Below are 12991 nucleotides of genomic sequence, written 5' to 3'. Positions count from 1 at the left end.
ACCGGTACTTATAGCCCTACAAAACTTACCCTGTCCATTGAACCACGATAGCTGCCCAGGTGGCCCTTGTGACGCACGTCAATTTTACCGCGAATGGTAATCTTTTTATTATTTATCTGGGTAAACTTTCCATCGTTAAATTCAAAAAGCCCCTGGTGGGTACCTGTTAAATATAAAGGGCAATCCTGACTAAAATTAATCCAGATGGCATGATCATTTGAATGGTTAACAAATGTACTGTCATTAACCAATGCCGATTCTTCATCACCCTCAACATAAGTTCCGTAAACCTCAATATACTGATGATCATATTTTTGAATGCTGTCGATTAATTGAGTAAAGCTAACACGCTTAAAAACAATACCATCATCACAACTACTTTTATAAATTTTAGGTTGTTTGTGTTTACAGGATGAAAATATAATAGAAAGTAAGAGACAAGCAAAAGGAATTCCTTTATGAAGTATTTTTACTGATGGTTTTGAAGGGGTATTGGCCATAAAGTAAGTTTTGATAAAATTTCAAAAAAGGACCAATTATGCCCTTTAGCGTTCCGAAACAATGTTTCGCCCAATTAGACCAGCACTTACACCAAAGGTTTAACTGCAATATAACTAATTTTGAGCACATTCCGGATATACAAATAAACTAAGTGTAAGCCATTATTAGTGTTTGTATCAACAAACTTTACAATTGGGAGATATGCCGAAAAGATCTGTATAAGTAACTCCTATCAACATAAGCTTTATGGCCAAAAACTTTTACAAAAAATGTCAATGCTTGTTACCTACTATGACATTTTTCATAATTATTGTAAGTATAATTTTACTGACGAAATAACTGCTTATGTGTTCTTCTATGAATAACTTCTCTCTCTTTTTGCTTTTTGGGCTTTTTCCTTTTGCCCAACCATATTATAAAGCCGGTTATGGGTAACGTTGCACAAATAAGGCTGGCTAAAAAAGCAATGATTTTGCTCGTTAAACCCCAAATCTGCCCTACGTGAATGTCGTAATTTAAATCAGTAAGTTTCATACCTGCACTTTTTTTAGCGTTGGGCAGGTATTTAAGTAGTTTCCCGTTATTACGGTCATAATAGTAATCATCACTATTACCAAAATGCATACTCTCCCTGTATGCAGTAATATTTATTGTTCCGCTTTTGCTGCCATTATCAGCAATTAAAAACATCCGGGCATCAAGTTCCGATTTTTTCACTTCAAAAAAGACCCGGTCAATTACGGATTTTGCCCCAACTGTTAATTTATTTAAAGTATCTGATTTGGGGAATACATTTTCATCAGGATAACTTTTACCCAGGTTAGCTGCCTTATAAATACCGGTATTAACCCAGCTAAAAGCCATTGATAAACCGGTTAACGCCAATATAATGGCAACGCTGGTAGCGTAAAAGCCAAGCACATTGTGCAGATCATAATTTATACGGCGCCAGCGAGCGTTCCATTTTATGGTAAGGCTACGCTTTCTGTCGGTTTTGCGTTTGGGCCACCAGAGTACTATGCCGGTAATCATCAAAACAACAAAAATAATTACCGATACCCCAACCACCATTTGCCCTATCTTTTCGGGTAGTAATAAGTAAAGATGGATGTATTTAATAATGGTAAAAAAGTTTTCCTTTATCCCTTCGGTATGTAACAACTGTGCATTGTAGGGGTTTATATAAACATAGGTGTAGCCTTGTTTTTTTACATTGGCAAGCACAGCTGCTGGCCTGTCAACTCCAAAATAGTAAATATAATTTGCCGAAGCGCCTGGGTATTTTGTTAACGCGATGTTTTTTAAGGCAGATGGGCTAATGTAAGGCTTATTTTGAATTTCAACCTTTCGCCATGAATGTATGGCATCCTGAATTTCATCCTGAAAACAAAAGATACAGCCAGTAATACTTACAATAAACACCACCAACCCGGACATAAATCCGAGCCAGCGATGTATAAATAATATTATTTTTTTAAACGCCATTAACTTAAAACTTGAAAGCAACACTGCCTACTACCTGCCTTGGCATTTGCGGGTTAAGAGTAGAATAACCAGTCCAATATTTTTCATTAGTAAAGTTGTTTACGCCGAAAGAGAAACGATATTTTGAATACTCATAAAATGCTGAGGTATTTAATACAACGTACGATGGCAAAGTGAAAACACCAGTACTGGTGTTTAATACATCATTTGCACTTGCATAATTACCACCAATACCAATACCTAAACCTTTAATCAGTTCTTTTGGTAAGCGATAGCTCAACCATAAGTTGGCAGTGTAAGGCGAGCCGGCAGTGGTTGGCCTTGTGCCGTTAATATCAGGACTGATATCAGTATATTTTGAATCGTTATAAGCAAAACCTGCTACTACGTTAAACCCGGTGAATGGATTAGCAATAACTTCGGCTTCAAAACCTTTGCTTAATTGTGTACCATCCTGGATGTTTAAAGTAGCGTTATACGGGCGAATAATATCCTGTACCTTAATATCATAATAGCTTAAAGTACTGGTTAGCTTGCCATCAAACAGGCTTATTTTCACGCCACCTTCAATCTGGTTAGCTTCCTCAGGCCTAAAAGTTTTACCAGTATAATCTAATCCGTTTTCATTAGTAAAGCCGTTTTGGTAATTAGCAAATAATGACACTTCATTTTTTACTAGTTGATAAATCAAACCAAATTTAGGCGACCATGCATTTTGGGTATACATACCTGATTTTACCTGGGTGGTTGGGTTATAACTACCCTGATTATCAAAATGATCAAAACGAATTGCTGCCTGTGCTATTAATTTATCAGTTATATTCAACACATCAGATGCGTAGGCAGCGTAAGTGTTTGATGAAAAAATGTAAGGATAAACATAGTAACCGCCCGTGGCATATTGTGCACTTAAATTAGCTTTATTAAAGCCAGTGTAGTTAAATGTACTGCTGTTAATAGGTACAACATCATAAGAACCTTCAATAAACGACTGATCGGAGTTAACTCTATAAAAATCAAGACCACCAACAAAACGGTTTCTTAACTTACCGATATTGAAATCGCCGTTAATGTTTTCTTGTACATCCAATTGTTTTTGCCAGCTGTTTCGGGTCGACTGATCGTCACGCGCCATCGAATCTTTTGACATCAGGTAGTAGTAGGGTCCAAATCCGTTAGAGTAACTGTATGCTGACGAGAAATTTGTTTGTGATTTCCAATGATCAGATATTTTATAATTAATCACTCCAAAAAAGTTATAGCTTTTTGATTGTTGTGATAAATCGCCGTTATTATAAGTTTTATAATAATCAAGATTTAATTGTTTAGCATTGGTGGCACCTAATTGATCTGTAGTTGCACCATAGCTGAAAAAGTAAATAGGCTGGATCGTATTATTACCTTCAAAAAGTTCAGCATCAAACTGAATTGATAGTCTGTCGTTTACTTTATATAATAAACTTGGATCAACAGTTGTTCCTCTGCTAAATCCATTTTGCTGCCAGCTGCCCTGGTAATTAAAAGCAGTGTTTAAGCGGAATAATAATTTCTTAGCCGAGTCAAGCGGAGTGTTTACATCAGCGCTAACACGATTAAAACCATAGCTACCTACATTATAGGTTATTTGGCCACCCAAAGTATCGTACGGTTTTTTAGTAACCCGATTAATTAAACCACCATAAGAAGTTAAAGCGCTACCAAACAAAGTTGCTGATGGGCCTTTTAAAACCTCAACACTTTCAACATTTATCAAATCAATCGTATTACTCACATTTCCTAATACGCCATCTCGTAATAGACTTTGTACAGCAAACCCACGTGAAGTATAATAAGCGCCACCATCACCACTACGTCCTGTCGCCTGCCACATAGTTTGTATACCGGGAACATTCTTAATAGCATTGTCAACTGTGGTAACATTTTGTTCTTCTAACAATGCAGAAGTGATATTGCTATAAACCTGTGGGTTTTCCAGGTTATCCAACGGAATTTTCTGCACATCATCAGTATGCTTCTTAACGAATTTATTGGTTTTATTACCGTTAATAGTTACTTCTTTTAATGCGCTTGCAGTAATTTGAACAGTTATAACCGGCACAACAGTAGTTTCGCCACCTTTTACCACCACGTCAATTTCCTGGTTTTTAATACCTACGTGTGATACAACAAGCTTGTAATTACCTGCGGGAGCTTTAAATTCAAATTCCCCGTTTTTATCGGTAACCACCCCGTAACTGGTGCCTTTTAATTTTACTGAAATGTTTTCGGCAGCTTCTTTTTGTGTAGTTACCACGTTGCCTTGTATGATGCCTTTAACCGTACCTTTTTGCTGTCCGTATGAAAATCCGGAGATCAGCAAAAATAGTGTAAGTAAACCGGCAGATGAGTTTTTGATGGATAAGCTGAATTTAAACATACTTGTTTTTATTTAGACTAATTATAAATAATGGCGCAAATGTATGTTTGCTTCTCTTAAAAACAAAGCTTTTTAAATTATTTTTCAGGAATGCAATAAGAGGAGCAGCTTATTATTGGATATAATTAGCTGTTAAATAGACAATTAATAGCACTGGAAATATTATCAAATTCAACTTGCACTCATAGATTATGAGCACAAGTTGAATGCAGAAATTATGGAGAATTACTTTACCACAGGTAAAATAATTTTTGATAGATCGTGATAAACGTTGATGGTTTCCTTTATAAAATCATCCTCTTTTGCGTGATAGATGTCAATAAATTGTTGTGGATTACGATCTACCAATGGGAACCAGCTGCTTTGTACCTGGATCATTAAACGGTGACCTTTTTTAAAGGTATGAGCAACATCAGGCAGGGTATATTTTACCTGGGTTGGTTTGCCAGGTACAAAAGCTTCAGGGTTGGAATAGCTATTGCGGTACCTGCCGCGCATAATTTCGGCACGTACCAGCATCTGGTATCCACCCATCGGGTATTTTAAAACAGGATCTGTTTCGGCATAAATGTCTACATCGTTATAGCTTCCGTTATCCGGAAATACATCTATCACTTTTACCACAAAATCAGCATCGGTGTTTGAAAGGCTTACCATTAAATCGGCTACAACAGGGCCGGCAAGGGTTAAATCGCTGGTTAAGGTATCCGTTTCAAAAGCGAGCACGTCCGTTCTGCGCGAAGCAAAACGCTGGTCATCAGTCATATAATTACGGGTACGGTTATAGTGCACATCCTGTGTGTAAGGAACCGGTTTAGCCGGGTCGCTGATATAAGTATCAAAAGTTGGTTTAGCGGTATTATCCACAGTGAAGGAAAGCTTTCCTTTATCTTTCAGGTAGATAGCCGTGGGCTGTACATCGGCAGGTGGCCATTGCTTTAACTGGTGCCATTTGTCTTCGCCGGTAAAAAACACAGTTGCTTTACTGATGCTATCAACCGAACCAACACCACGCAAATAATAGTCAAAAAATGGAATCTCAATGTTATTAGCATAATATTCGCTGGTATTACTACCCCACGGAACATTACCTAAGTGGGTGCCGTCATTATTGCGCCATTGTTCATGATACCAAGGCCCCATCACCAAACGGTTATTAGTAGCCGGGCTTTGCTGATCAATCGCTTTATAAACATTCCATGCACCAAAGCAATCTTCAGCATCAAATATCCCCCCTACTACCAACATGGCAGGCTTAACATCTTTAATACCTACCCTTGCATTACGAGCCATCCAAAAAGTATCCCGATTAGGATGATTCATTATCTGGTTCCAGAATACCAGGCTATCGCCTGCTAATTTGGTGAGGCCTGGTAAGCCTTCTTTTAAATAAAATTGGTAATTATCATGTATCGGAGGATTATAGGTTGGAGCCGGAAAAGGAGTCGGCTTTGGGTGAGGCATTCCAAAACCGAATTCTTTATAAAAGGCAAAAGCATCCATTTGAAAGAAAGCGCCATTATGATGAAAATCATCCCCCACAAACCAATCTGTAACCGGAGCTTCTGGGCTTACCGCCTTCAATGCTGGGTGGCCGCTCAACGAGGCCATTGTTGAATAAAAACCTGGATATGAAATACCAAATACGCCAACTTTGCCATTGTTGTTTTCCAGGTTCTTCACCATCCAATCAATGGTATCATAAGTATCGCTGGCTTCATCAATATCTTTTTTTGTCTTTTTGTTGAATACGAAGGGACGGACATCTTTATAAACGCCTTCACTCATCCACCGGCCGCGCACATCTTCAATCACCATAATATACCCTTTACGGCAATATTTAATTAAATGATTTACCCAAAAAGCACGGTATTCCTTGCCATAGGGCGCACAAGAATAAGGTGTACGCTCCATCAGGATAGGGTGTTTTTCAGCATTATCTTTAGGCAGATAAACCGAAGCAAAAAGCTTAACACCATCGCGCATGGGGATGGTTACTTCCTTTTTGGTATAGTTATTTATAAACCAGGTTGAATCGGCATTTTGCGCCCTTGATAAAAAGGGAAAAAGAATAAATGCCAGAAGGTAAATTTTTCTCATATTTTAAATTCTTTATTAGGCTTTCTATTTTAAAACAGGCAGAATCAGTTTTGACTGATCGTGGTAAATATTGATGGTTTCTTTTATAAAATCCGAATCCTTTGCGTGATAAATATCAATAAACTGCTGCGGATTGCGATCAGCCAGTGGGAACCAGGTGCTTTGTATCTGTACCATAATACGGTGGCCTTTTTTAAAGGTATGGGCAACATCAGGCAGCGTAAATTTCACCTGTGTTGGCTTACCCGGCACAAATGGTTCCGGATTTGAAAAACTATTACGATACCTGCCCCGCATAATATCTCCCCTAACCAACATCTGATACTCAGCCATAGGGTATTTAATTGTGGGATTATTTTTGGTATCTAAAGGCAATACATCAATCAGTTTTACAACAAAATCGGCATCAGTATTAGATATACTCACCATCAGGTCTGCAACCAGTGGACCAGCCAGGGTAATATCATTGGTCAGGGTGTCTGTCGCATAAACTAACACATCTGGGCGCCGCGCTGCAAAACGCTGATCGTCGGTCATGTATTCCCTGGTGCGATTAAAATGCACCTTTTCGGTATAAGGCACCGGTTTAGCCGGGTCACTGACATAGGTATCAGCCGTTGGCTCAGCGGCTTTAACTGGTTCAAATGACAGCTTTCCGTTTTGCTCCAGATAGATGGGGGTTGAAACTACATCGGCAGAAGGCCATTCTTTAAATTTGCGCCATTTATTTTCACCGGAGAAGAAGATGGTTGCCTTGCTGATACTATCCAGCGAGCCCTTTCCTTTCAGATAGTAGTTAAAAAATGGAATTTCAATATTGTTCTGGTACCAATCTGCTGTATTGCTACCAAATTCAATATTGCCCAGGTGTGTGCCATCCTTACTTGCCCATTGACCGTGGTACCAGGGACCTATTACCAATTTACTGCTGGTTGCCGGGCTTTGCTTAACCAAAGCCTGATAAGTGTTCCAAGTGCCGTAACCATCCTCAGCATCAAACAATCCACCAACTACCAGCATGGCAGGCTTAACATTTTTAATTCCTGAACGTGCGTCACGCTCGCGCCACCAGGCATCAAGGTTGGGGTGGTTCATCATATTGCTCCAAAACGCCAGGCTATCGCCAGTTACCTTAGTAAAGTTAGGCAGCGCACCCATTTTTAAATAGTATGCGTAATTATCCATCCCCGGAATATCAAAGGTTTTTGCAGGCTGTGTTGTTGGGCGCGGGTGCGGCTGACTAAAGCCATAACCAACGTGGAAACCAAACGCATCTATCAAAAACAAAACACCATTGTGATGGTCGTCATCTCCAAAAAACCTGTCGGTTACCGGTGCCTGCGGACTAACGGCCTTCAATGCAGGGTGTCCGCTCAATGCCGCTTCGGTAGCATAAAAACCCGGGAAGGAAATACCACTTACACCAACCTTGCCATTGTTGTTATCCAGATTTTTTACAAGCCAGTCAATTGTATCATAAGTATCGCTGGCCTCGTCAATATCTTTATTTGTTTTTTTATTGGGATTAAAGGGTCTTACCACTTCAAATGTTCCTTCACTCATCCATCGGCCCCGGATATCCTGAATAACTATAATATACCCTTCCTTTAGGTATCTCATCATAAAACTCCGCCAATAGGGACGAAAATTTTTACCATATGGTGCGCATGAATATGGCGTGCGCGTAATGAGGATTGGATGTTTTTCTGATTGATCTGTTGGTTGATAAACAGAGGTGAATAGCTTTACACCATCGCGCATAGGTATAGTTACTTCCTTCTTAATGTAGTTATTTACAAACCACGTGGAATCGGCATTTTGAGCAAACGCCAAAAAAGGAAAAAGAAAGTATACTAAGAAGTATAGTTTTTTCATCAGCAATAATTTTTCAGTTGATACAGTAAATATGCTGATTTTTTCGATACTACCGATAATACCAATAAGGAACTATCTTTATTGTGACAATAGCTTTAAATCTATTCCAATAAAATTATTATTTATTTAACTCACGTAATCTTTGGCGGATATATTGCCCGGCCTGCGTTAACTGCGAATCGGTCCAGCCGCCATTTTCAGATGCCCCGGGCATTAATAAAGCGGTGGTTTCTGTTTTGTCGGTAATGTTCCAGTTTGTCCAGCTCAGTTTATGTTCTTCCATCCAATCGGCCCAGGTTTTAACCAGATTGATGTCGAATTTGCCATTGCCATTGGCCTCTCCTACTCCCCATTCAGTAATGATTAGTGGAAGGCCCATTTTTAAAGCCAGATTGGCTTTTGCTCTTAGTTTTTCTTGGTGATAAGGATCAGATGCATAAAAGTGAAATGAATAGGCAATATTTTTAAACCCTTTAACCGGATCTGCTGCAACTACATCCACATCCTGATCCCAATGCGGGCTACCCACCACAATCAGATTATCAGGATCGTATTTACGGATCTCCGTAATGATCTGAACTGCATAATTTTTAACCGTATCCCAGCTAACAGCAGTTGGCTCGTTCCAAATTTCATAAATTACATTGGGCAAACCTTTGTAACGTTTAGCCATATCAGCAAAAAATATTTTTGACTGCTGTAAATGCTGACTACTATGATGATCATGCCAGTCTATCAACACATAAATACCATCTTTAATAGCCTGGTCAACCACATTTGTAATTAATTGTTGTTGCAAAAATGGTTCCTGCAAATAACCATGATCGGGCTCAACGCCCATGGAAGCACGGATAATGGATACCTTAAAATCGCCAGCTAACCAATCAACCACTGCCGGATTATAATATTTACGCCCCTGCCACAAGCTCCATGAAAAGCTGATACCGCGCAATTGTGGTGCAACTCCGTTTTGGTTAATGATCTGATTATTTTCAACCCTCAACGCCCCATTCACGGCCACAGGCGTTTGAGCAAAAAGCGATACATTTATGACGATAATAAAGAGGAAAATCCAGGTCAATCTTTTCATTATATGAACATATGATTAACCAATGTAAATGAATATTTCCAAAAGGAAATAATGATGCAAAAAATGAATTATAAAATGTTAAAAGTATCCATAAACAAAACGGGTGCAGCTAGCTGCACCCGTTTTGTTTATCTATTTAAAAAATCATAACCTATTTACTGTAATAATCATAAGCTGCTTTAGCAATTTTAGCTATTACAGTCTCGCGGGTAGCTTCATCATCTTTAGAGTTGCAGACAAATATCGAAACTATTAGGTGCTTGCCGTTGGGCAACTCAATTATACCTACATCATTTGTAGCCGGTGATAAACCATCGGCACTTGTTGGGGAGGTACCTGTTTTATGAGCCACAACTGTTCCCTCAGGTAGTAAGCCTTTAATTCTTTTAGGCCCGGTGGTAGTTGCTACCATCAATTTATACAAAAAATCAGTGCTGCTTTTTGAAAGGAGTTTTCCAGTATAAAATTTATCAAGCAATAAATTCATTTCTACCGGTTTGCACCAATTGGTATATTGTAGTTCCCAAGCCGATGCCATATCAGCTTCCGAAGCACGTACAGCAATTCCCCGTATACCTGATCTCAGCATAAAATCCTGTACAGTTTGTGGGCCATTCAAAACTCTTAACAATATATCACAAGCATCATTGTCACTTTGCGAAACCATGTAGCCCAACAAATCACTAACAGAAACATCTACATCACCTTTAGGATATTTATCACGCAGGGGACTATACGTTTTCTGCATATCTTTTTTGGTAACATGAATCATTTGATCAAGTTTCAGTGTACCCGAATCAACCAAATGCAAAACCGTTAAGGCAATAGGAAATTTCATAACGCTATGCATTACCAAACGTGCCTTGCTATTATAGTTAACTGTATCGCCGGTTTCCAAATTCAGAATAGAAACACCTACTATTGCTTTTGCAGGTTTGGCAATTTGCTCAACCTGATCATGCAGCGAGGTTTGCGCATTTGAGCATACCGGAATTAAAAAAATAATGAATAATATAACTGATAGATAAATCTTCTTCATAACACAATAATAACGCAATTATCTTGCATGAAGTTTAATCCAATTGCAAATATTTTTTAAGGCTATTGGCGACATCGTTTCCTCTATCTTTGCATATTCGCTAAAATCGCCTGTTTGTGCCGTTTGCAATAAATGATTCAAGCCAGGTAAAACCTTAACTTCAAAATCCTTATTCCCATTTTGAGTGAGTATTTTTTTTATTAGGTCCAGGTTCTCCCGGGCATTTACCTGTGTGTCCTTTTCGCCGTTAACAGCTAAAACGCTGCACTTTACTTTTGCCAAATCAGCTTGTGGATTATACGTCAAAAAAAAGCGTATCCAGGGTAAATCATAAAGACCGTTATACATCAAAAACAAAGTTTGCCCAATTAATGAATTATCATGCACTTTAAGATTATCCAGCACCTTCTGATTCTGCACCTTTTTCCAGTTATCAAAAACCACCTGCATTTTCTGATCCAAAACCTCTTTATTTTCTGATGAACCAAAGAGCGCAAGAATCTGGCTATGTAAATCAATAAAAGCATTAACCGATAAACTATCCATTCCCGACTGCTTTAGCCCATAAGCATTTTGTGCAGCATTTATTTTGGCCCCGCCAACTTCTGGTGCGCCCCACATCACTATAAAACTAACGTCTTTTCGCCTTGCAGCTACCATTGGGGCTATAATACCACCCTCGCTATGGCCAATTAAACCCAGATGCTTTTTATCAACATCAGCTCTTGTTTCCAGGTAGTTTAAACTGGTTTCCACATCGTATGAAAAATCCAGTGAAGTAGCGTTTTTCCCGTTTACGCCCACCGTACTTTTGCCTGCTCCTCTGTCATCTACCCTTAAAACGGCTATGCCATTCTTGGTCAGATAATCAGCCAGCACCCAGTATAGTTTATGGCCAAAAAGGGTACCGTCTCTGTCCTGGGTTCCGCTACCGGTAATTATTATAACCGCAGGATATTTCTCACTACCATTTGGCCGGGTAAAGGTAGCTCCGTAGTGCAGACTTTTATCGGCATTATCATATTCCACATCCTCACTGTAATAGCCATACGGTTGTTTTGGTGTTTGAGGTCTTAACTGTACTTCCAAGTTTAAAGGAAGTCTTGTAGTCCCCTGTATAAACGTCCCATTAATGTTTTTTTTCTTATCCCAAAGTCCCCTATAGCTGATCCCGGCTTTTCCAAGATCTATAAATACACTATCATTTAATACAGTTGTTTTGTTGCAGGGTATACCAAATGCCTTCTGATCCGGGCTATCAAATGTGGATGTATAACTGGTATCACCTGTTTTTTTAATATTAAAAACTATATGTAACTGTCTGCCTCCCGCAGGTATTTCGCCCTGCCACATACCGGTAATGTCCTGAGCCATTAACTGGTTCAGCATGAAGGAGAACCACAAAAAGATAAATATTTTTTTCATTTTATTAATTAATTATTATAACTGATGCTTTTTGAAGTACACGTAAGAATAAATAACCGGAATAAACACCATTATAGCGATGATTGATGTAAATACAATTTTAGCGGCTACCGGTGGCATCAATAACATTAGTATAGTTAACAGAATCCCTCCAGCAAACCAGATTTTGCCTGCCAGACGATGCGTTGCCTTCCAGGTATCTTCGCTTTCCAATGTCCAGGGGGTACGAATACCTGCAAAGTAATTGGGCTTTATGCTATTCATAATATTACCGATGAAAGCCAAAAGTAAGCCTACAATAGGCAGTATTACTTTCTCCATATTAAACCCATGATGCAATGCCCCAAAGATGATAGCAATATTTAAGGCCGATAGAAATATTATTAACCCTAATCCCAGTTTTTGAAAAGTGCTTTCTCCATAACTCACTTTCTTTTTGGGATCAATGGCCGGCAGAAATTTCAATAACAGATAAACAAGCAAGGCTACTCCCTGCATAGCGATCTGGATAAACAAAAATTCGCTCTTATTGCCATACCTGTCCACAGTGCCACTTAAATTATAATGCATAGGAACTGATGCCGGAAGTGAAGACATCATAAATAACAGGTAAGCAATAGGTATTAACCAAACAACCAGTGCCGAAGCATCTGACGCTGTAAACTTTTTCATTATGATTTGTTTTTATGTGATTGTAAGCTGATTATCCATTTCAGCATTTCGTCCATTACAGTGGTATTGAGCGAATAGTAAATATACTGCCCATCCTTTACGGATACTACCAAGCCAGCCTGCCGCAACAGGTCAAGATGGTGAGAGATACTGGGTTTTGAAATATTAAACTGATCGGCAATTTCTCCGGCAGTTAGATCTTTATCCTTCAGTATTTCCAGTATTTCCCTCCTGGTGGAATCGTTCAATGCTTTAAACAGATTATTCAAGATAGTTCATTTATATATTTAGACAAATATCTAAATACTTTTTAGATATCAAACAAAAATTTTGTTACAGAGCCGCATAAGTCTTTAAAATTGTGTTAATTGAGGGTGAAAATCAAAAA

The 12991-nt window shown here is 38.7% G+C and carries 10 protein-coding genes; all 10 read right to left on the bottom strand.

The window, feature by feature from the left end; genetic code table 11:
- Positions 1-8: 8 nt before the first annotated feature.
- Entirely contained in the window at positions 9-500 is a 492-nt protein-coding gene (locus tag JN11_RS01135; protein WP_144908805.1) for a hypothetical protein, read from the bottom strand.
- Between the two features lie 325 nt (positions 501-825).
- The gene (locus tag JN11_RS01130; RefSeq protein ID WP_144908803.1) at positions 826-1986 is read right to left on the bottom strand and encodes a PepSY-associated TM helix domain-containing protein; all 1161 of its coding nucleotides are present in this window, start codon (positions 1984-1986) and stop codon (positions 826-828) included.
- Positions 1987-1990: 4 nt separating this feature from the next.
- Positions 1991-4402, bottom strand: a complete 2412-nt coding sequence (locus JN11_RS01125) for a TonB-dependent receptor (RefSeq protein ID WP_144908801.1) — start codon at positions 4400-4402, stop codon at positions 1991-1993.
- Positions 4403-4627: 225 nt separating this feature from the next.
- A complete protein-coding gene (locus JN11_RS01120; protein WP_144908800.1) occupies positions 4628-6502 on the bottom strand; it encodes a CocE/NonD family hydrolase in 1875 nt (624 codons plus the stop codon).
- Between the two features lie 24 nt (positions 6503-6526).
- On the bottom strand, positions 6527-8377 hold the full coding sequence (locus JN11_RS01115) for a CocE/NonD family hydrolase (RefSeq protein WP_144908798.1): 1851 nt from the start codon (positions 8375-8377) through the stop codon (positions 6527-6529).
- 118 nt (positions 8378-8495) lie between these two features.
- Positions 8496-9467, bottom strand: a complete 972-nt coding sequence (locus JN11_RS01110) for a glycoside hydrolase family 5 protein (RefSeq protein ID WP_144908796.1) — start codon at positions 9465-9467, stop codon at positions 8496-8498.
- A gap of 151 nt (positions 9468-9618) precedes the next feature.
- Positions 9619-10506: a class A beta-lactamase, subclass A2 gene (gene bla / locus JN11_RS01105; protein WP_144908795.1), complete on the bottom strand. Its 888-nt coding sequence runs from the start codon at positions 10504-10506 to the stop codon at positions 9619-9621.
- Positions 10507-10524: 18 nt separating this feature from the next.
- Positions 10525-11931, bottom strand: a complete 1407-nt coding sequence (locus JN11_RS01100; protein ID WP_144908793.1) for an alpha/beta hydrolase family protein — start codon at positions 11929-11931, stop codon at positions 10525-10527.
- 15 nt (positions 11932-11946) lie between these two features.
- Positions 11947-12603, bottom strand: a complete 657-nt coding sequence (locus JN11_RS01095; RefSeq protein WP_144908791.1) for an SdpI family protein — start codon at positions 12601-12603, stop codon at positions 11947-11949.
- Positions 12603-12872 (bottom strand): autorepressor SdpR family transcription factor, encoded by a 270-nt coding sequence (locus JN11_RS01090; protein WP_144908789.1) that lies wholly within the window; start codon positions 12870-12872, stop codon positions 12603-12605. Before JN11_RS01090 ends, JN11_RS01095 begins: the two co-directional genes overlap by 1 nt.
- Positions 12873-12991 lie beyond the last annotated feature (119 nt).

It is taken from the genome of Mucilaginibacter frigoritolerans (assembly GCF_007830615.1).
Taxonomy (GTDB): domain Bacteria; phylum Bacteroidota; class Bacteroidia; order Sphingobacteriales; family Sphingobacteriaceae; genus Mucilaginibacter; species Mucilaginibacter frigoritolerans.
This window is presented reverse-complemented; position numbering and strand designations above follow the sequence as displayed.